The organism is Vibrio sp. R10-SG3-ISO10 (assembly GCF_059834185.1).
This window is the reverse complement of the sequence record NZ_JCBDHG010000020.1, coordinates 435,942-455,591: the sequence shown is the minus strand read 5'-3', so window position 1 is coordinate 455,591 and position 19,650 is coordinate 435,942. Positions and strand designations below refer to the sequence as shown.

At 44.7% G+C, this 19,650-nt stretch carries 19 protein-coding genes, 1 riboswitch and 1 other annotated feature; of the genes, 6 read left to right on the top strand and 13 right to left on the bottom strand.

Annotated features, from left to right (window positions below):
• The first annotated feature begins 1 nt into the window (after window position 1).
• Window positions 2-784: a DUF2927 domain-containing protein gene (locus AC6R16_RS12090; protein ID WP_500674498.1), complete on the top strand. Its 783-nt coding sequence runs from the start codon at window positions 2-4 to the stop codon at window positions 782-784.
• Between the two features lie 12 nt (window positions 785-796).
• Here the strand turns inward: AC6R16_RS12090 and AC6R16_RS12085 are convergent, their stop codons facing one another.
• Both AC6R16_RS12085 and AC6R16_RS12080 read right to left on the bottom strand, forming a co-directional pair.
• Complete coding sequence (locus tag AC6R16_RS12085; RefSeq protein ID WP_054963104.1) at window positions 797-1,171, bottom strand: DUF2750 domain-containing protein; 375 nt, start codon at window positions 1,169-1,171, stop codon at window positions 797-799.
• Between the two features lie 71 nt (window positions 1,172-1,242).
• Window positions 1,243-2,148 (bottom strand): manganese-dependent inorganic pyrophosphatase, encoded by a 906-nt coding sequence (locus AC6R16_RS12080; RefSeq protein WP_004749839.1) that lies wholly within the window; start codon window positions 2,146-2,148, stop codon window positions 1,243-1,245.
• A gap of 299 nt (window positions 2,149-2,447) precedes the next feature.
• Here AC6R16_RS12080 and AC6R16_RS12075 point away from each other — a divergent pair, with 299 nt between their 5' ends.
• Window positions 2,448-3,653 (top strand): putative manganese transporter, encoded by a 1,206-nt coding sequence (locus AC6R16_RS12075; RefSeq protein ID WP_500674497.1) that lies wholly within the window; start codon window positions 2,448-2,450, stop codon window positions 3,651-3,653.
• A 64-nt stretch (window positions 3,654-3,717) separates the two neighbouring features.
• Here the strand turns inward: AC6R16_RS12075 and hisIE are convergent, their stop codons facing one another.
• The 9 genes from hisIE to tet(35) all read right to left on the bottom strand — a co-directional run bounded on the left by hisIE (window position 3,718) and on the right by tet(35) (window position 12,840).
• Entirely contained in the window at window positions 3,718-4,353 is a 636-nt protein-coding gene (gene hisIE / locus AC6R16_RS12070) for a bifunctional phosphoribosyl-AMP cyclohydrolase/phosphoribosyl-ATP diphosphatase HisIE (protein ID WP_004743970.1), read from the bottom strand.
• Entirely contained in the window at window positions 4,350-5,123 is a 774-nt protein-coding gene (gene hisF / locus AC6R16_RS12065) for an imidazole glycerol phosphate synthase subunit HisF (RefSeq protein ID WP_004749837.1), read from the bottom strand. The genes hisIE and hisF overlap by 4 nt, the downstream gene beginning before the upstream one ends.
• Window positions 5,105-5,842 (bottom strand): 1-(5-phosphoribosyl)-5-[(5-phosphoribosylamino)methylideneamino]imidazole-4-carboxamide isomerase, encoded by a 738-nt coding sequence (gene hisA, locus AC6R16_RS12060; RefSeq protein ID WP_500674496.1) that lies wholly within the window; start codon window positions 5,840-5,842, stop codon window positions 5,105-5,107. The genes hisF and hisA overlap by 19 nt, the downstream gene beginning before the upstream one ends.
• Window positions 5,843-5,854: 12 nt before the next feature.
• Complete coding sequence (gene hisH, locus AC6R16_RS12055) at window positions 5,855-6,469, bottom strand: imidazole glycerol phosphate synthase subunit HisH (RefSeq protein WP_500674495.1); 615 nt, start codon at window positions 6,467-6,469, stop codon at window positions 5,855-5,857.
• A gap of 26 nt (window positions 6,470-6,495) precedes the next feature.
• Window positions 6,496-7,569 (bottom strand): bifunctional histidinol-phosphatase/imidazoleglycerol-phosphate dehydratase HisB, encoded by a 1,074-nt coding sequence (gene hisB / locus AC6R16_RS12050; RefSeq protein ID WP_500674494.1) that lies wholly within the window; start codon window positions 7,567-7,569, stop codon window positions 6,496-6,498.
• 56 nt (window positions 7,570-7,625) lie between these two features.
• Complete coding sequence (gene hisC, locus AC6R16_RS12045; RefSeq protein WP_500674493.1) at window positions 7,626-8,666, bottom strand: histidinol-phosphate transaminase; 1,041 nt, start codon at window positions 8,664-8,666, stop codon at window positions 7,626-7,628.
• Between the two features lie 12 nt (window positions 8,667-8,678).
• Complete coding sequence (gene hisD, locus AC6R16_RS12040) at window positions 8,679-9,971, bottom strand: histidinol dehydrogenase (RefSeq protein WP_500674492.1); 1,293 nt, start codon at window positions 9,969-9,971, stop codon at window positions 8,679-8,681.
• Between the two features lie 5 nt (window positions 9,972-9,976).
• Entirely contained in the window at window positions 9,977-10,873 is an 897-nt protein-coding gene (hisG, locus tag AC6R16_RS12035; RefSeq protein ID WP_367939984.1) for an ATP phosphoribosyltransferase, read from the bottom strand.
• 53 nt (window positions 10,874-10,926) lie between these two features.
• Window positions 10,927-11,063: a sequence feature (His leader region), on the bottom strand.
• Between the two features lie 175 nt (window positions 11,064-11,238).
• Complete coding sequence (gene tet(35) / locus AC6R16_RS12030) at window positions 11,239-12,840, bottom strand: tetracycline efflux Na+/H+ antiporter family transporter Tet(35) (protein ID WP_500640729.1); 1,602 nt, start codon at window positions 12,838-12,840, stop codon at window positions 11,239-11,241.
• Between the two features lie 114 nt (window positions 12,841-12,954).
• A riboswitch (Lysine riboswitch) is annotated at window positions 12,955-13,136 on the bottom strand.
• A 592-nt stretch (window positions 13,137-13,728) separates the two neighbouring features.
• Between tet(35) and AC6R16_RS12025 the strand changes: the two genes are divergently transcribed.
• Entirely contained in the window at window positions 13,729-14,139 is a 411-nt protein-coding gene (locus tag AC6R16_RS12025) for an H-NS family histone-like protein (protein WP_004746864.1), read from the top strand.
• A gap of 109 nt (window positions 14,140-14,248) precedes the next feature.
• Here AC6R16_RS12025 and AC6R16_RS12020 read toward each other — a convergent pair whose 3' ends face one another.
• The gene (locus tag AC6R16_RS12020; protein WP_500640730.1) at window positions 14,249-15,553 is read right to left on the bottom strand and encodes an inosine/guanosine kinase; all 1,305 of its coding nucleotides are present in this window, start codon (window positions 15,551-15,553) and stop codon (window positions 14,249-14,251) included.
• A gap of 234 nt (window positions 15,554-15,787) precedes the next feature.
• Complete coding sequence (locus AC6R16_RS12015; RefSeq protein WP_004746866.1) at window positions 15,788-16,057, bottom strand: hypothetical protein; 270 nt, start codon at window positions 16,055-16,057, stop codon at window positions 15,788-15,790.
• Window positions 16,058-16,252: 195 nt separating this feature from the next.
• On the opposite strand from AC6R16_RS12015, the gene mnmA reads away from it, so the two are divergent.
• The 3 genes from mnmA (at window position 16,253) to purB (ending at window position 19,549) form a co-directional block, all read left to right on the top strand.
• Window positions 16,253-17,377: a tRNA 2-thiouridine(34) synthase MnmA gene (mnmA, locus tag AC6R16_RS12010; protein WP_500674491.1), complete on the top strand. Its 1,125-nt coding sequence runs from the start codon at window positions 16,253-16,255 to the stop codon at window positions 17,375-17,377.
• Between the two features lie 18 nt (window positions 17,378-17,395).
• Window positions 17,396-18,013: a high frequency lysogenization protein HflD gene (gene hflD, locus AC6R16_RS12005; protein WP_425666643.1), complete on the top strand. Its 618-nt coding sequence runs from the start codon at window positions 17,396-17,398 to the stop codon at window positions 18,011-18,013.
• 165 nt (window positions 18,014-18,178) lie between these two features.
• Window positions 18,179-19,549: an adenylosuccinate lyase gene (gene purB / locus AC6R16_RS12000; RefSeq protein WP_500674490.1), complete on the top strand. Its 1,371-nt coding sequence runs from the start codon at window positions 18,179-18,181 to the stop codon at window positions 19,547-19,549.
• Window positions 19,550-19,650: the final 101 nt, after the last annotated feature.

Below are 19,650 nucleotides of genomic sequence, written 5' to 3'. Positions count from 1 at the left end.
AATGCTAAGGACAGCGTGGATCGTGCTAACCGTATTGGCCTGCAGCTTTCAGGCTCCAGCTTACGTTAATCAACAGACATGGTTAGACACCCAATTTATCGAGAAAGCCTTCATTAACGTCGCTATGCGTAATGAATATTCTGCCGGAAACAAACCGCTAGTAAAATGGAATGAAGCCGTAAAAATTTGGGTTCAGCACAAAGTACCGGACAGTGAACTTCACGATGAACTCACTGACGCACATCTTCGTCACTTAGAACAGATAACTGGGCATCGAATTCAAAGAGTGAATTCACGTGAACAGGCGAATATCATCTGGGTGTTTACTAAAGAATCCAAGTGGCGTGAAGATATTGAGCGAGAACTGGGTAAGCCTGCGCTTGCAAACGTATATGGAGCGATCTGTAAAGCAGGCTACCAAGTCGGTCGCAACGGCGCTCTCTCACATGCTGCAATCATCATTCCTGTCGACCAAGCGAGAGAGCATGGTAAGTTGCTTGCCTGCATCGTCGAGGAGATCACTCAAGTCTTAGGCTTACCGAACGACTCAGAGAGCGCTTTCCCATCGATTTTTAATGATGAGACCCCTGAAGATCTGCTCTCCCCTCTTGATGTCGTCCTCTTGAAGCTGCTCTACGAACCAGAGCTTAAATCCGGTATGAACGAACAACAAGTGAAACCGATAGTAAGACGATTATTAGCGAGATATAAAAAAGACGGCACGTTAAATCGTGCCGTCTCTACCGCAAAACAAGGAGAGCTATTTCAGCTGATAGGCTATTAATCCCTGTCAGCCTTAGCCGCGTTTTTTCAACTCGACTTCAAATTCGTCTGGGTACAGCACCACACCTTCTTCGTTATCGTTAGGGAACACAACAACTGATAGCTCGTCATCTTCAAGGCCATAAGTCCAACGACTAAACCATTTTGCCGTCGAGATTGGCTCAGCCTTACAGTGTTCCCAATCTCCGGTTGCCCACTGCTCTGCAAACTCTTGGTGGGGCCAAACCGGCACACAATCTTCCTCTTCGGTGTTGAGCATTACGCAGCCATGCTCATCAGTCAGGATCCAAACCTTACGGTTTTTGGCGATTTCTTTAATGCAGTAGTTAAAGCGCTCATCAGGGCGCATTTTATTCACTGTTTCTAGCTGCTCATTTGATAACGACATATTCACTTCCTCGCAAAGAAAACGCCCATGGCGTGACCATGGGCGTTAGGGTATACATTAGAGAGATAGAATTAAGCTAGTTCAGCTTGAAGCCAAGGCCAACCTTGCTTCTTACGACTTAGCGTATTTTCCATCATTAGCATGCCGTCTTTCTCATGCTTAACAAGTTTCTCAGCCCACTCACCTTTGTAAAGTAGACGAGTTTGAGCTGTAGTGATGTCTGTTAGCATGACTGCTGCAAACGCCAAACCTTGTTCAGCACAGCGGCTTTCTAGATCAGCTTCTAGAGCTTCGATCATGCCGTCAACTTGCTCAAGTGTTGCAAGTTCAACTTGACCAACAACAACATCACGACCATTGAATGGGTAACCTTTCAGGTCTTTTTCAACAAGCTCAGCCGCTGATAGGCCTTCGATATTTGTTTTAGCGATTAGTAGATCTTTAATGAATGCATCTACATCGCAAACGTCAGCGATTTTCGCTAGCTCTTCTACTGCATCTTTATCTTTTTGAGTACAGGTTGGAGAAGCAAAACCGACAGTGTCAGATAGGATTGCTGACATCATTAGCTTAGCGATCTTAGGCGTGATTTCGTGGCCTTCGATTTTAAACATGTTAAACAGTACTGTGTTAGTACAGCCAACAGGCCAGATCCAAGCTTCCATAGGGTTTACAGTCATCACGTCACCTAGGCGGTGGTGATCAACGATACCTAGAATTTCTGCGTCAGCCACATCATCTGGAGCTTGAGCTAGATCCGAGTAGTCTACTAACCAGATTTTCTCGCCCGCTACTGAAGTGCGTAGCTCAGGAACTTCTGCGCCAGCCACTTCTAGAATGTGTTGAGTTTCACGGTTAATTTCACCTTGGCGAATAGGCATTGCTTCAACACCACGAGCTGTTAGTAGCTCAGTTGCTACTAGTGCACTACAGATACTATCGCTATCAGGGTTCTTGTGACCTACAACTAGAATCATCTTTTTTCCTATCTGACTAAATTTCTTCCCAACGAGGGGCAATTACTCACAAACCCGATATTTTACCGAATTCTGATGATTTGTCATCGGTTGGATAGAGATTATTTCGTCATAAGCCATGACTAATAGCCCCTATTCAACCTAACCCTCTTTTAAGTTTAGCACTATAAGTTTGATGTTTCTTATAAGTAAGACTGTCACTCAAGTTGAAACACATTTGATTATCTCAAAAAACTTGTTGCAAATAATTCTCATTAACATATAGTTGAGAATAATTCGCATTCTAAAGACACTGACTCATGAATTCTATTCGACTATTTCAAGCTATGCCCAACTGGCTTTCATTAGCTCAGTTTCGTCCGGCGTATAAGCGACTTCTACTTCCTGTAGCTTTACTTGCTCTTATTGTCAGTGACACTACTAGAGATGTCACTATCAATACCCTTGCTGACGCCTTCTGGGCAGTATCTAGCTACGTTGCCTTTACTCTCGCGATTTATCACTACGTATCAATTTTCTTCAATAAAGAAAATCGTATCGTCAACCTTTACCAAAGCTCTCGCAACCATCAGGTGTTCTTCGCCGCACTGCTAGGTGCTTTACCCGGTTGTGGTGGAGCAATAATAGTCACCACGCAGTTCGTCAGTGGTCGAGTTGGTTTTGGTGCAATCGTAGCCGTATTAACCTCGACGATGGGTGATGCCGCGTTCCTACTACTTGCGAGTAAACCTGATATCGGTTTTGCCGTTGTTGGACTTGGGATAATGGTTGGCTGTATTTCAGGCTGGGTTGTTAATGGAATACATCGTGATGATTTCCTTCGCCCTGAAGCAAAGTCAGTCGCAAATCGTTTTAGTTGCGCGAGTGAAAACTCAAACAGCCTTGAACAAAAGGCAATCAATCTACAAGGTGCATTTTGGAAATGGCTACTTGTACCTGCAACCATCATTGCTGCACTTGGATCTTTTCAGGTCGATGTGAATCAATTGCTCCACCTACCTGAAATGGCCATTGAATGGACGGGGGCAATTCTGATCATTATTAGTATGTTGCTGTGGTCTTTAACCAAAGAAATCAAAGATTACGAGTCAACGGTCGCGGAAGATACAAAGCAAGTTTCGTCGCATCCGATACAGAAAGCTGCGCAAGATACCAACTTCGTTACAGCATGGGTGATACTGGCTTTTATGGCATTTGAGCTGATTACTTTCTTTGGTCATATTGACCTCGCTGCGACCTTCTCTGGGTGGGGAGTTTGGATGCCACTGATGGGCTTGACTGTCGGTTTACTGCCAGGCTGTGGGCCGCAAATTCTCGTGACGAGTTTGTACATTTCCGGAGCCGCACCATTATCTGCGCAATTAGCGAATGCGATATCAAACGATGGCGATGCTCTATTCCCTGCAATTGCCTTGGCACCAAAAGCTGCTTTGGTCGCAACCATCTATTCAGCATTACCTGCTTTAGTTGTCGGTTACGGTTATTACTTCTTATTCGAAATTTAATATAAACAACGTTGGTTAAAAAAGCGCCCTCATTTGAGGGCGCTAGTTATTTGGAGGTCTGAGATTATTTGTGACGCTCTTTCAACTTGTTGACTACATCGTTCATCGACAGACCTTGATCTTGGAGAAGAACAAGTAAGTGGTAAATCAAATCCGCTGACTCGCACACTAGCTCCGCTTTATCACCCGACGTCGCCGCAAGCGCGACTTCAACGCCTTCTTCACCCACTTTCTGCGAAATACGCTTGGTGCCACGGGAATAAAGGTTGGCAGTATAAGAGGAATCAGGGTCGGCGCTCTTGCGGGCAGCCAATAGCTGCTCAAGTTGATGAAGCCACACCATTTGCGACTCCTCTTGCGGGTCGACATCCCAACAAGTGGTGTTGCCCAAGTGGCACGTAGGACCAATGGGATTCACTTTCACCAAGAGCGTATCGTTATCGCAATCTAGCTGCATGTTCACCAATTGCAATACGTTGCCAGAGGTTTCACCTTTGGTCCACAAACGCTGCTTAGTACGAGAGAAAAAGGTGACTTGACCGGTTTCACCCGTTTTCGCCAGTGCGTCTTGGTTCATGTAACCCATCATCAGCACTTGGCTCGATTGGAAATCTTGTACAATGGCAGGTACTAGACCATCCACCTTGTCCCAGTTGATGCGCTCAGCTAAAGAGCTTACTTCGGCGGTGTTTACACTCATAGTCGAACCTCAATACCTTGTTGTTTTAAATACTGCTTTAATTCACCAATATTGATGACTTGTTTGTGGAATACCGATGCGGCAAGTGCACCATCCACATTGGCCTTTTGGTAAGCTTCCGCAAAGTGCTCCATCGCACCAGCACCGCCAGATGCAATCAATGGTACGTTACACACTTCTCGCACCATATTGAGCTGTTCGATATCGTAACCGTTACGCACGCCGTCTTGGTTCATCATGTTCAACACGATTTCACCTGCACCACGTTTTTGTACTTCTTGCACCCAATCGCGCGTTTCCCATTGGGTCGCTTTGGTGCGCTCTTCATCACCCGTAAACTGGTAAACCTGATACTTGCCCGTCTCTTTGTCATAGTACGAATCGATACCGACGACGATACATTGCACACCAAATTTATCAGCAAGGTCAGTGATTAACTGTGGGTTTGCCAATGCCGGTGAGTTAATAGATACCTTATCTGCACCAAACTCAAGAATACGCGCCGCATCTTCCGCTGATTTAATGCCACCAGCGACACAGAAAGGAATATCGATCACTTCTGCAACGCGAGCCACCCAACTTTTATCTACCACTCGGCCATCGCTAGAAGCGGTAATATCGTAGAACACTAGCTCATCTGCGCCTTCTTCAGCATAACGCTGCGCAAGAGGAACGATATCGCCAATGATTTCGTGGTTACGGAACTGAACGCCCTTAACTACTTGTCCATCACGAACATCAAGACATGGAATTATTCGCTTTGCCAACATGCAAATGCCTCCTCTGCTGTGAACTTGCCATCAAGTAGTGCACGACCAACAATCACGCCAGCGACCCCAGAACCTTTCAGCGCTTCGATATCCGCTAATGAGCCAATGCCACCTGATGATTGGAATTTCACTTGTGGGTATTGTTTACATAGGTCTACATACAGCTCTACGTTAGAGCCTTCTAGCGTACCATCACGAGAAATATCGGTACAAAGCACATGCTGTAAGCCAACGGTTAGGTAATCATTAATCAGAGCTTCGATAGTCACGCCTGAGTCTTCTTGCCAACCAGAAATCGCGACCTTACGCGTGCCGTATTGATCGATGTTGATATCTAGCGCGAGAACAATTTTTTCTGCGCCGTATTTTTCCATCCAACCTTTCACCAGTTCAGGTTGCTTTACCGCTGTAGAGCCCACTACAACACGCTGAGCTCCCGCTTCTAGTAGGTTAACAACGTCTTGCTCTGTACGTACACCACCACCGATTTGGATATTCGCTGGAGTGCTCGCGAGTAGCTTGGCAATCAAATCAAGTTGGCGCGCTGTCGTGTCTTTCGCACCTGTTAAGTCCACTAAATGCAACCAGTTAGCACCAGCTTGGTGGTACAAGTTGAATTGCTCTGCTGGGTCGACTTTGTACTCGGTTACTTGACCGTAATCGCCTTGATAAAGGCGAACCACCTGTCCTTCAATTAAATCGAGAGCTGGAATAATCACACTAAATCCCTTTTATAATTCTAAGAAGTTTTGAATAAGCTTTGCGCCCGCTTTTGAAGAACGCTCAGGGTGGAATTGCACACCGTAGTAGTTACCGCTTTGCACAGCAGCCGTGAATGGATTTTCGTATTCACACTCTGCAATCGTGTACTCGCCAACAGGCATGGCAAAGCTATGTACGAAATAGAAGTACTCGCCTTCTTCAATCCCTTTGAATAGTGGGTTGCCTGTTTTAGCTGAGACAGTGTTCCACCCCATGTGAGGCAGTGGTAAGTCACCGGTTTGAAGCAGCTTCACTTCACCATCACAAAGTCCAAGGCACTCAACTAGCTCATCCGCTTTCTGCCCTTTTTCTTGAGACGCTTTGCCCAACAGCTGCATACCTAAACAGATCCCTAGCAGCGGCTTTTCTACCTGTTTTACCAAGCTGATTAGATCACGCTCTTCGAGGTTCTTCATCGCTTCACTTGCTGTCCCTACACCTGGTAGAAATAGCTTATCTGCTGCAAGCACTACTTGAGGGTCTTTAGAAATCGTTACGTCATAACCTAAACGTTCAATGGCAAACTTCACCGAAGAAACGTTGGCACAACCAGTATCAATAATGACTACTTTCTGTTCTGTCACTGCTTTTCTCCTTGCTAACGTTAGCCTTAAAGTACGCCTTTACTACTTGGTAGCTCAGTGCCTTCTACTTTGATTGCTTGGCGTAAAGTACGACCAAACGCTTTAAATAGACTCTCAATAATGTGGTGATCATTATCGCCAGCTGAAGATAGGTGCAACGTACACGCTAGCGTATCAGTCAATGAGCGGAAGAAATGAACCACCATCTCTGTGGATAGGTCACCTACCTGCTCGCGACCAAACTCAGCGTCAAACTTAAGATAAGGACGACCAGACAGATCAAGTGCACACTGAGCTAAACACTCATCCATTGGCAGGCTAAAGCCAAAGCGACCGATGCCACGCTTGTCACCGAGAGCTTCTTTCAGCGCTTGACCCAATGCAAGAGCGGTATCTTCTACCGTGTGGTGGTCATCAATGTGTAAGTCGCCTTCTACTTCGCACACCATCTGGAATCCGCCGTGGGTCGCGATTTGATCTAGCATGTGGTCGAAGAAACCAAGACCAGTAGAAATTTGGTTGCTTCCCTGCTCATCCAGGTTAACTGCAACTTTAATGTCCGTTTCTTTAGTGGTTCGAATCACTTCGGCAACACGGGCTTCGACGGTCAGATCTTTAAGGATCTGTTTCCAGTTCATGGTTTCTGGGTTGTATTGAATGCCACGAATTGCCATGTTTTCTGCAAGTTGAAGGTCCGTTTGACGGTCGCCAATCACAACCGAGTTTTGGAAATCGACTTTGCCACCTTGAAGGTATTCTTTAACCAAACCCAATTTAGGCTTACGGCAAGAACAGTTGTCTTCATCAAAGTGAGGACAAATCAGCACATCATCAAACTTCACACCCTGAGATTCAAAGATCTCCATCATCATATTATGTGGCGCATCAAAGTCTGCTTGCGGGTAGCTGTCGGTGCCCAAACCGTCTTGGTTAGTCACCATCACTAGGCGGTAACCCGCATCTTGAAGCGAGAGTAGACTTGGAATAACAAACGGCTCTAGCTTTAGTTTGTCTAATCGGTCTACTTGAAAGTCCACCGGCGGCTCAACAATTAAGGTGCCATCTCGGTCGATAAATAGAATTTTTTGTTGCTTGCTCACTCGAACTTCCTTATTTCAAATTTAGTGGCTCTCGCAAAGGCCAGAGCCAATGATATTTAGCTGTAATAGTTTCTAATAAATCCGAGTGTCTTTTCGCACTCGTCTCGACTACCAATACTAATACGTACACAGTTTTCGATAGGAGAATTGCGTAAAATAATGCCACTCTCCCATGCCGCTTTAAATAGTTCGTCACCTTGCGGGAATTTAACCAATAGGTAATTACCCCAGCCTTCAAATATCTCTAAACCTTCAATCATTGATAAACCAACTTGCAGATAAGCGCGGTTTGCATTGAGGTCAAGAACTTGAAACTTCGCTCTAGCGAGTCCCGCTTCAGATAACGCCTGAGTCGCGATTTCTGCTACTGGCACTGGCACTGGGTACGGTGCGATAACCTTAAGAAGTACATTAATCAGCTCTTCGTTTGCAAGGGTGAAACCGCAGCGCAAGCCCGCAAGCGCGAAAGCTTTAGACAGAGTACGTAAAATCGCTAGGTTCGGATATTGCGCTAATAAATCGACCGTCGACGCTTCAGGGCAGAAATCGATATACGCTTCGTCCATCACGACAATGGCGCGATCTTTTGTCATCTCAAGCAGAGAGACAATATCTTCACGCTTAACTAGATTGCCCGTTGGGTTATTTGGCGAACAGACAAATACCAGTTTGGCATTATCTAGGTTGGCTTCGATGCCTTCTAGGTCGAGTTGCCACTCTGACGTTAGCGGCACAGTCTTACGCTCTACGCCAATGGTTTCTGCGCTGATTGCATACATTCCGTAAGTCGGTGGGCAATAAAGAATCGCATCTTCACCCGGCTCACAGAAAGCACGGATCAATAATTCGATACCTTCGTCAGCTCCGCGAGAGGTCAGTGTTTGCTCTGGTTTTACACCCGCATAAGCCGCATACGCTTCAATTAGCTCTTTTGGCTGACATTCGCTGTAGCGATTCAAACGCGCAAAATCTGTTTTGTATTCGTTGTTGAATGGCGATTCATTCGCGTTCAGCCAAACGTCTCCCGTACCACCAATTCGGCGAGCCGATAAATAAGGAGTCAGTTGTTGGACTTGTTTACGCGCTAGCTTTTCCATCTCATTGCCCTCTTACTTAGCTGCCAGTTTTTCGACACGAATCGTCACAGCACGCTTGTGCGCATCCAGACCTTCTGCTTCCGCCATAGTGACAACAGTTGGCGCTAATTCTTTCAAGCCGTCTGCCGTAAGCTCTTGTACTGTCATCCGTTTAGAGAAATCAGCCAGTCCAAGACTTGAGTAAGTACGTGTGTAACCGTAAGTTGGAAGAACATGGTTTGTCCCTGACGCATAATCACCTGCTGACTCAGGAGACCAATCACCTAGGAAAATCGAACCTGCATTGTCTAATAGGGGCAGAAGCTCACGCGGATTCTTAGTCTGTACAATCAGGTGTTCCGGACCATAGTAGTTCGAAATCGACACTGCTTGAGTCAACGACTCAGAGATAATGATTAAACTTGAAGCCAAGGCCTTCTCAGCGATATCCGCACGAGACAGCTCTCTAAGCTGACGCTGAACTGCATCGGTAACCTGATCGGCTACAATCGGTGATGGTGTAACAAGCACAACTTGTGAATCTGGTCCGTGCTCTGCTTGGCTAAGCAAGTCGGCAGCAATAAAATCTGGATCAGCCGTTTCGTCAGCCAGTACTAACACTTCAGAAGGCCCTGCTGGCATATCAATTGCCGCGCCACGGAAGTCATTACTGACCTGACGCTTTGCTTCTGTCACGTAAGCATTACCCGGCCCAAAAATCTTATCTACTTTTGAAACGCTTTCCGTACCATACGCCATTGCCGCAACCGCTTGACCGCCACCTACGTTGTAGACTTCATCAATGCCACACAACTTAGCGACATAAAGGATCTCATCTGCGATCGGCGGAGGAGAACAAAGAACCACTTTGCGACAACCTGCAATTTTCGCTGGCACCCCAAGCATTAAAACCGTCGATGGCAATGGTGCACTGCCCCCCGGAATGTACAATCCGACTTTTTGAATTGGACGAGTGACTTGCTCACACAATACACCAGGTTGTGTCTCAACCTTAATCGGCTGAGGTTTTTGCGCCTTGTGGAACTTAGATATATTCGCATAGGCCTGTTCAAGTGCCTGTTTCATGTTGGAAGACAAGCGTTCACATGCCGCCTCTACCTCTTGCTCAGAGACACGAATCGACTCAGGCTTAACGCGATCAAACTTTTCTGTCAGCTCTAGTAGCGCAGCATCCCCTTCTTCGCGAACCTTGGCGATCACTTGCGAAACCGCTGCGGTGATATTCGCACCTTCAGTAATTGCCGGACGCTCTAAAATAGAGTCTTGCTGAGATTCACTTAATGATTGCCAAACGACTGTTCTCATTGTGATTACTCCATCATTTTCTCAATTGGCAATACTAGGATTGAGCTCGCGCCCAACTCTTTTAGCTGTTCCATTGTTTCCCAGAACAAGTTTTCAGTACTCACCAAGTGAACCGCGACTTTTTGCTGATCTGCAGAAAGAGGTAGAACCGTAGGATCTTCAGCACCCGGTAGTAAAGATTTGATTTGGTCCAACTTATCCGTTGGTGCATGCAGCATGATGTATTTCGATTCTTTTGCTTGCTGTACGCCTTGCATGCGAGTCAGGAGCTTTTCGATTAACGCCACTTTGTCGGCGTCAAACTCACCAGTACGTTGAATCAGTGTCGCTTTTGATTTGAAGATGATTTCAGCTTCTTTAAGACCATTCGCTTCTAGAGTTGCACCAGTAGAAACAAGATCGGCAATTGCATCTGCAAGACCCGCTCGCGGAGCCACTTCTACGGAACCAGTGAGCATACAGGTAGAGAAAGGGACACCTTGTTCGTCCATGTACGCTTTGAGTAGCTGAGGGTAAGTCGTTGCAATGCGTTTGCCTGCTAGGTCCTGAGGACCGTTGTATTCTTCATCTTTATCAATTGCGATAGATAGGCGACAACCACCAAAATCTAGACGACGCAACTGAACAAACTCACTTGGCTCGCCCAACGCCTTACGATCTAAACGTACTTCTTCCAGTTCGTTTTCACCGATAAAGCCAAGGTCAACCACACCATCCATGATAAGACCTGGAATATCATCATCGCGTACTAGTAATAGGTCAATTGGCATATTTAGTGAGTGAACAACAAGGCGCTCACCCATGATGTTGAATTTAACGCCGCACTTTTTAAGCAGAGTCTGACACTCTTTACTCAGGCGACCTTTCTTTTGGATTGCGATTCTTAGGCGTTGTGTTTGCATTGCTGTATCCCTGTGCAAGATTTTGAAATTTATAAACTTTTTAAGATTCAAATACTGAAAAACCCTCGGAAGAGTTGTTCTCCCGAGGGTTCTAAATCTTGTAGTTTGCGATTTTAGCCTCCGGGAGTTTCCTGTCTCCCGGGTATGCGTGCATCTCCCGAAAGACTAGACTGGGTGATGATGGTGATGAATGTTCATGACTAATTTACGCATACTTAATAAGCTCTTCTGTTCGCTTTGTTGATATCCACACTAACCAAGGCGAAAACATTTTTCAACCATTTATTTAAACTTTTTTCAATTTGTATATGACAAATAAAAAGGGAGCCTGAGCTCCCTTATCTATTAGCAATAACTTCAATCTGTTACGCGTTTTGACAACTCGCCATCTTTGACTTAGACAGAACAGATAGCAAGACACAAATAGCGATAAATGCTACCGACGCTGCTGCGAATGACATGCCGATAGAAGCGGTCATACCCAGAGTAATGAAACCAATACACGACACTAGTGCAACTGACAGTGCATATGGTAACTGAGTCGCTACGTGATCGATGTGATTACAACGAGCACCTGTCGAAGAAAGAATGGTTGTATCTGAGATTGGTGAACAGTGGTCACCAAATACTGAACCCGCTAATACAGCACTTAACATTGGTAGCATTAGCGCTAGATCCGTTGCACCTGCCATATCACCCGCGATAGGCAACATAATACCGAATGTGCCCCATGATGTACCTGTAGAAAACGCCATAAGACCAGACAATAGGAACAAAATAACTGGCAACCAGTGTGGGTTGATATTGCCTTGAGCTAAGGTCGACAAGTACTTACCTGTGTTCATGTCACCGATAACTGAACCAATCGTCCAAGCAAACACTAGGATCAGGATCGCGCCAAACATTGATTTCGCACCGATCCAAAGCGTACGCGAGATCTCACTTACCGCAATACCTTGTTTAACAACGGTAAACAGCGCAACAGCCAGGCCAACTAGGCCACCGTAAATAAGAGATGTACCTACATCAGTGTTTTCAAATGCACCAAGTAAGTTAAAGTCGATACCGTCAGCTGCAAGAGCTTGTCCGCCGGTGTAAAGCATTGAAGCAACAGTCGCAACAATAAGTAGTACGATCGGCAAGATCAGGTCAGAAACTTTACCTTTATCGCTCTCTTCGATATCCAACTCTTCGTTTAGCTCATGAGCTTCTTCCGAGTCTTCAGCTTGCTCTTTAGCGAAACCGTGACCACGTGACGCCGCAATTTCATGCTCTCGCATCTTACCGATGTCTAGTCCGAACCAAGCAACAGCAAACACCATAAGTAGTGCAAAGATAGCGTAGAAGTTCATCGGAATTAGACGAACATATGCGCCAAGCGCTGAATACTCAGTGATACCATGCGAAACTAAGATGCCACCAATAATTGTCATGATGTAGGCACCCCAGCTAGAAGCAGGCATGATCACACACATTGGAGCCGCTGTTGAGTCAAGGATATAAGCTAGCTTAGCTCGTGATACGTAGAAACGGTCAGTGACAGGGCGAGAGATCGCACCAACAGCCAAGCTATTAAAGTAATCATCAACGAAGATGAAAACACCTAAAAATGCAGCAAGAAGCTTAGAGCCACGCTTACTCTTAACTCGAGTTTGAGCCCACTCCGCAAACGCGCGTGTACCGCCTGAAAGCGTTAATAGCGCTGTCATCATTCCTAGCAGGAGTAGGAAGCCAACAATACTCATATTCCAAGTATTGATGCCACCATCTTCAATAAAGACGCTTGAAACGGTAGAACCAACATATCCAAGCGCACTACCAAATGAGTAGTCATTAAGTAAGATAGCGCCCAAAACAATACCCACACCGAGTGAAACAAGTACACGGCGGGTAATAATAGCAAGACTCAATGCCACAAGTGGCGGCAAAAGAGATAAAGGAGATGATGCAAAATCAATTAAATTCATGATCTTCAAAAACCAGTAATAAATGGTTAGAGATCTACTGCAGACTAATTGAAGGAAATCATTTCCAATCAATTAAGTTGAAATTAGCGATAGGTCAGCGAATGCGAAACCCAGCCCTACAGTAGCGCTCCATAGTTTTACAAATTATAGACTATGGCAGTGTTACCCCTTTCGGGTGTAACCCCAGCAAACCTCTTTGATGAGAAAGTTCACTTCGGCGAAATAACCTTTTATGCTTGCTCATTGGCATCACCCCAGCAAACACTACTTATTTATTCCGCGCCTCTACCGCGATCGTTGAAACTTTAAACTACCGAAAAATCATTTTAACAATAATTTAACCAACAAATCGCATTAGGTTGCGCCCATTGTACTCATATCACCACCTCTTTCAACATAATATTCCTTTTCTACTGTTAAAAATATCGTTAGCTAGCTTCGACTAAGCTTTCATGATTGATGAATAGTCATCCCATTGGATAGCATATTGGTTCATCCATTGAACTCGAACGTTCTGATTTCTCAGAAATCCACCCGATTAATGACGTGTTTGTCTAACTACCTTTACATGACAGATACATTTTTTTGATACACCAGACTTGTTTTTCCGCACTAATACATAATGAAGGACATATACCTTGGGGCTACGCCTATATTCGCGATAACATTTAATATGAAACCGCACTCTCAGATAGTTCTCTGTTAATATAAAAGTTATATCGTGATTAAAAATCTATTTATTGCAAGCAGCTAAATTAATAATGAAATGGCTATCAAACAACATTGTGATAGTTATTTTACGTAAATTTATGTCAGTGAGATTGTAATATTAAATTAAGAGGTTTATGATTCATACATCGACAACTTATATTGCGAAGAGATGAATAAATGTCGGAACTAACAAAAACACTATTAAACATTCGTAGTCTACGTGCTTTTTCTCGAGAGCTAACACTTGAGCAATTAGAAGAAGCGTTAGATAAACTAACTACTGTTGTAGCTGAGCGTAAAGAAGCAGAAGAAGCTGAACGTGAAGCAGCTGCAGAGCAAGAAGCTAAATTAGCCGCTATTGCTGAACAGATTACTAAAGACGGCATCGACGTCGAAGCGCTTATTTCTGCATTGGCAGGTGAGTCTAAAGGAAGTAAGCCAAAAGCGAAGCGTGCTCCTCGCCCAGCAAAATATAAATATGTTGATGCTTCTGGTGAAGAAAAAACTTGGACAGGACAAGGTCGTACACCTTCAGTAATCCAAGAGCAATTAGATGCAGGCAAGTCACTAGACGACTTCCTAATCTAATCGTTTTGAGTGATTTATTTAAAAAGCGCCTTTATGGCGCTTTTTTATTATCCTCTCTAAAAATTAAAAAAGCCTCACTAAATTGAGGCTTTGATAGTTTGCAGTAGAATTAACGTTCCCAGTACGCTTCTTCTAAGCTATCTTCTCGTTCAGGAAGTCCACGAGATAGGCGCGGTGAATGCTGTACTAGCACTTCGTAACTAGCGCGATTAGAGTATTTACATACTTGCGAGAACGATGAATAAGTTAAGTATGAATGTGCGTGCTTACTTGAGTTAGGCACATTCTCTTTGTGGTATTTATTCGCCGCCATATCGTGTAACAATGCAGATAATGCAGCATCACCGGCACCATTAGTATTTTTAATTTTCTCTGGGCCACCCATATACGGTGAAATATGCGAGTAAACTTTGATCGGATTGTCGCAAAGCGCTTTTGAAGCAGGTCGGCTAAATTCGTAACGGTTAAATTCTGCAATACTACCCGGTAATAATGGTAAAGACGTTTCACGTTTTGCAGATTCTTCGGTGTAACCCGCCATAAATAGACCAACTGGCCCTGCAGTACATAATACTAAATCAACCCACTCTAACGTTTTGTCAGAAGCTGCAAGTGGATCAGACTCTCCTGTAAGCGCTTCTGCTTCGTCTTCATTCATTGCCACCACAGAAACATGATCGTTTAAAAAATCTTGCCAAAATGTTGGATCATCTTGAATAACGAATTTGGTGCCTAGGGTTAGCACAACAGGTACGTCATGTTTTTTTGCATACTCGATAGCTTTCATCGTCGCTTCAGGCATTGGGTCGCCTTTCTTACAACGGACCAAATAAGCGGTTAATACCAAAGCAGAAGCATTTTTAAATATCTTTTCAGGAATGCTATCTGGATGGAGCTGATTCATTTGCCCTTCACTAATAGCGAAAGTGCGCTCACCGTCTTCAGTAATTAATGCGAAACAGCGACCAATTGCCCCGTCGACACCTTGCAAATGGTTTAGATCCATACGGCTCGATGTATTACATAAATAGCGATAGCCGTAGCTACCAATTTTAATGTCTTGGCTCATTACACCTAAAAGTGTAGAGCGATCATCTGCTAGTACTGAATAGTTGTGAAGCGTATTGCCAATCGTACCACCAGCATATTCATTGGTGATCAAATCTCGATCTTTTAGTTCGTTATATAGCGCTTCAGCAGTCTCATCATCAATAACGAGCGAGTGTCCCTTACTCAGTTGGTATTTTTCGATAAGCTCACTGCTTACTTTGGCCTCAATATCAACAAGAGTTTGATCAATGCCGATAATATGCGTGCGCGACATCTTTTTACTTTCTTGAGATTGACTCACTAATGGATCACGAGCGTGAACAGGAAAGTAATGCTTCGATTTACGTTGACCAGGAAATTTCATAACAATGCTTCTGCAGTAAAGAATCTGAATAAGGGATGAAAGGATGCCGGATTCTACCTTGCAGGTTTTAGGACGGCAACAAAAGGTATTATAGCAAACGTTTGCATCAGCAATTAAAATCAGAGCGGCTCTGAATGTAATAAATAAGTGGGGTGGTCGATTGATGAAGCACCCAGTTTTAATGAGTGCTTTTATCGCTTTGGTTAGGCGTTCTTTTATTGTAGGAGCGGTCGCCTATTCACCTTCCATAAAGCTAAGATCCGGCAAGCGGTCAAGGTTCTCAGCGTAGCGCTTTAAGTTGAACTCACCTTCGTTTTTCATTACATCAAAGATTTCAATCGCTACTGCACACGCCATCATAGCGATAGCATCTTCACGAGGCGTGCCCGTCATCATCAAACGCATCAAGGTTTCTTTCACCTTCACTGGGTTTCCATCTTCTAGCTGGTTTTCGATGACTTCGATTAGCTGTGCTTCTTCGATGATTTGGTTTTCTTCGCTCATTAGGTTAACTCTAACTCTCTTGAATTTTCGCCACTATGCCATATATACAAGTTTAATAGTTAAGTTTCGCCGATTTTCATTAAGCAAACGCATAATAAATATCCGAATTCGAAGTGTGAGTTCGATCTCGGATCTGTCCCCTCGCTATGCTTTCTGATAAAATCTGCGTCCAGTTAAATTAAGTGGTGTTTAGTAATGTCTGACAACAGTCAAAAGAAAGTCATCGTTGGCATGTCCGGTGGCGTTGATTCATCTGTATCTGCGTATCTTCTTAAGCAGCAAGGCTATCAAGTTGAAGGCCTGTTTATGAAGAACTGGGAAGAAGATGACAACGAAGAATACTGTACGGCAGCTGAAGATCTTGCCGATGCGCAAGCGGTCTGTGACAAGCTAGGCATTCACCTGCACACCATTAACTTTGCTGCCGAATATTGGGACAACGTATTCGAGTATTTCCTTGCTGAGTACAAAGCCGGTCGTACACCCAATCCAGATATTCTGTGCAACAAAGAGATCAAGTTTAAAGCATTTTTAGAGTTTGCGGATGAAGTGCTCGACGCAGACTATATCGCTATGGGTCACTATGTCCGTCGTACATTCCCGACGCAAGAAGAAATTGAAAACGGCGACAAGCCACGCATGCTTCGTGGTTTAGACAGCAACAAGGACCAAAGCTATTTCCTATACACGCTAAGCAGCGAGCAGGTCGCCCGCAGCCTATTCCCTGTTGGTGATTTAGAGAAACCAGAAGTTCGCCGCATTGCGGAAGAACAAGATCTGATCACGGCGAAGAAGAAAGACTCAACCGGTATCTGTTTCATCGGCGAACGTAAATTCACAGATTTTCTAGGCCGCTATCTACCAGCGCAACCAGGCGACATTGAAACACCTGAAGGTAAAGTGATTGGTAAGCACAACGGATTGATGTACCACACCTTAGGTCAACGTAAAGGCCTGCATATCGGTGGTCAAAAAGGCGGTGGCGGTAATGAAGACCCGTGGTTCGTTGGTGACAAAGATCTTAAGCGCAATGTGTTGATTGCTGTTCAAGGTAAAGATCACCCAATGCTCAAATCTCAAGGTTTGATTGCCTCTCAACTGCACTGGGTTGCTCGTGAAGCGATTAAAGAACCGTTACAATGCACTGTAAAAACTCGCTACCGTCAAACGGATATCCCATGTACTATCATCCCTATCGATGATGAAAACATTAAAGTGATCTTTGACGAACCTCAAATCGCTGTAACACCAGGGCAATCTGCTGTTTTCTATAAAGATGATGTTTGCTTAGGTGGCGGAATCATCGAAGAACGCATTTAATTTTAGGAGTAGAACTACGTGGCTAACACACTATATGACCGTACCATCGCCTTTGCAGGAATTTGCCAAGCTGTCGCTTTGGTCCAACAAGTCGCAAAAAACGGTCACTGTGACTCTGACGCGTTTGAAACATCCCTAAAAGCGATCTTAAACACCAGCCCAAATAATACCGTTGGTGTTTTCGGTCGTGAATCCGACCTCAAGCTTGGTCTAGAGTGTTTGGTTAAGGGGATCGACAGTACTCCTAATGGTAGCGAAATCACACGTTACATCATTAGCCTCATGGCGCTTGAGCGTAAGCTTCAGACTCGAAACGATGCCATGTCTCAGTTAGGCGATCGCATTCAAATGTTGGAACGCCAACTCGAGCATTTTGAGCTACTTGATGAGCAGATGATCAGCAACCTTGCCAGCGTCTATCTCGATGTAATCAGCCCAGTTGGTCCACGTATTCAAGTCACTGGTACACCATCAGTGCTGCAACAGACATCGAACCAACACAAAGTTCGCGCTCTTCTTCTATCAGGTATTCGCAGTGCCGTTTTATGGCGTCAGGTTGGCGGCAAACGTCGTCACCTAATCTTTGGACGCAAGAAAATGGTTGAGCAGGCACAAATACTATTAGCTCGAATCTAACGTTAATTAGTAGCTCGCGCATGACGCGAGCTTCTTCTTTTATACCAAAGCACTTTCTATCCAAAATAAAAGCAAAGCAAACGTTTGCGCAATGTTCGTGACAAACGCTTTGGTAATTGGTATAAAGCACACAAAATTTAGAAACTCAATTTTCAGGAGAACATCATGGAACTGTCAGCATTGACTGCTGTTTCACCAGTAGACGGTCGTTACGGAAGCAAAACAATCGCACTTCGCAGCATCTTTAGTGAATTTGGACTACTAAAGTACCGCTCTATCGTTGAAATTCGTTGGTTACAAAAGCTTGCAGCTACAGATGCAATCACAGAAGTACCAGCATTCAGCGCTGAAGCAAACAAGTTCCTAGATGAGTTAGCAGCAAACTTCTCTGAAGAAGACGCAGCACGCATCAAAGAAATCGAGCGTACAACTAACCACGACGTTAAAGCGGTTGAGTACTTCCTAAAAGAAAAAGTGGCAGGAGTTCCTGAGCTTCACGCTGTAAACGAGTTCATTCACTTTGCTTGTACTTCAGAAGACATTAACAACACCTCTCACGCGCTAATGCTGAAAGAAGCTCGTGACGAAGTGATTCTTCCTGAAATCAAAAACATCATTGATGCTATCAAAGCACTTGCTGTTGAGTATCGTGACATCCCTCTTCTATCTCGTACACACGGCCAGCCTGCTTCTCCTTCTACTATGGGCAAAGAGATGGCGAACGTGGCGTACCGTATGGAGCGTCAATACAAGCAGATCGCTAACGTTGAAATCTTAGGTAAGATTAACGGTGCTGTAGGTAACTACAACGCTCACCTTTCTGCTTACCCAGAAGTAGATTGGCACCAGTTCTCTGAAGAGTTCATCACTGAGTCTCTAGGCGTAACTTGGAACCCATACACAACTCAAATTGAACCGCACGATTACATCGCTGAACTGTTCGATGCGGTTGCACGTTTCAACACTATCCTAATCGACTTCGACCGTGACGTTTGGGGCTACATCGCTCTAGGTCACTTCAAGCAAAAGACGATTGCTGGAGAGATCGGTTCTTCAACAATGCCTCACAAAGTTAACCCAATCGACTTTGAAAACTCAGAAGGTAACCTAGGTCTAGCAAACGCGGTATTCGGCCACCTAGCGCAGAAACTCCCTATCTCTCGCTGGCAGCGTGATTTAACTGACTCAACAGTGCTACGCAACCTAGGTGTTGGTGCGGGCTACGCAATCATCGCGTACACTTCAACGCTAAAAGGCATCAGCAAACTAGAAGTTAACCGCGAAGCACTGCTTGCAGAACTAGACCAAAACTGGGAAGTTCTTGCAGAGCCAGTACAAACTGTTATGCGTCGTTACGGCATCGAGAAGCCATACGAGAAGCTAAAAGAACTAACTCGTGGTAAGCGTGTAGATGGCGAAGCAATGCGTAACTTCATCGACGGCCTTGAGCTACCAGAGCACGAGAAAGCACGTCTGAAAGAGATGACGCCAGCTAACTACATCGGTCAAGCGATTGAGCTAACTGATAAGCTGTAAGAGCTGGAAAGCTGGAAAGCTGGAAAGCTGGAAAGCTGGAAAGCTGGAAAGCTGGAAAGCTGGAAAGCTGGAAAGCTGGAAAGCTGGAAAGCTGGAAAAAT

What these genes read in the sequence shown, in the direction of transcription:
- AC6R16_RS12090 (WP_500674498.1), top strand. Translation starts at nt 2, where the DNA reads ATGCTAAGGACAGCGTGGATCGTGCTAACCGTATTGGCCTGCAGCTTT.
- AC6R16_RS12085 (WP_054963104.1), bottom strand. Translation starts at nt 1,171, where the DNA reads ATGTCGTTATCAAATGAGCAGCTAGAAACAGTGAATAAAATGCGCCCT.
- AC6R16_RS12080 (WP_004749839.1), bottom strand. Translation starts at nt 2,148, where the DNA reads ATGATTCTAGTTGTAGGTCACAAGAACCCTGATAGCGATAGTATCTGT.
- AC6R16_RS12075 (WP_500674497.1), top strand. Translation starts at nt 2,448, where the DNA reads ATGAATTCTATTCGACTATTTCAAGCTATGCCCAACTGGCTTTCATTA.
- hisIE (WP_004743970.1), bottom strand. Translation starts at nt 4,353, where the DNA reads ATGAGTGTAAACACCGCCGAAGTAAGCTCTTTAGCTGAGCGCATCAAC.
- hisF (WP_004749837.1), bottom strand. Translation starts at nt 5,123, where the DNA reads ATGTTGGCAAAGCGAATAATTCCATGTCTTGATGTTCGTGATGGACAA.
- hisC (WP_500674493.1), bottom strand. Translation starts at nt 8,666, where the DNA reads ATGGAAAAGCTAGCGCGTAAACAAGTCCAACAACTGACTCCTTATTTA.
- hisD (WP_500674492.1), bottom strand. Translation starts at nt 9,971, where the DNA reads ATGAGAACAGTCGTTTGGCAATCATTAAGTGAATCTCAGCAAGACTCT.
- hisG (WP_367939984.1), bottom strand. Translation starts at nt 10,873, where the DNA reads ATGCAAACACAACGCCTAAGAATCGCAATCCAAAAGAAAGGTCGCCTG.
- AC6R16_RS12025 (WP_004746864.1), top strand. Translation starts at nt 13,729, where the DNA reads ATGTCGGAACTAACAAAAACACTATTAAACATTCGTAGTCTACGTGCT.
- AC6R16_RS12020 (WP_500640730.1), bottom strand. Translation starts at nt 15,553, where the DNA reads ATGAAATTTCCTGGTCAACGTAAATCGAAGCATTACTTTCCTGTTCAC.
- AC6R16_RS12015 (WP_004746866.1), bottom strand. Translation starts at nt 16,057, where the DNA reads ATGAGCGAAGAAAACCAAATCATCGAAGAAGCACAGCTAATCGAAGTC.
- mnmA (WP_500674491.1), top strand. Translation starts at nt 16,253, where the DNA reads ATGTCTGACAACAGTCAAAAGAAAGTCATCGTTGGCATGTCCGGTGGC.
- purB (WP_500674490.1), top strand. Translation starts at nt 18,179, where the DNA reads ATGGAACTGTCAGCATTGACTGCTGTTTCACCAGTAGACGGTCGTTAC.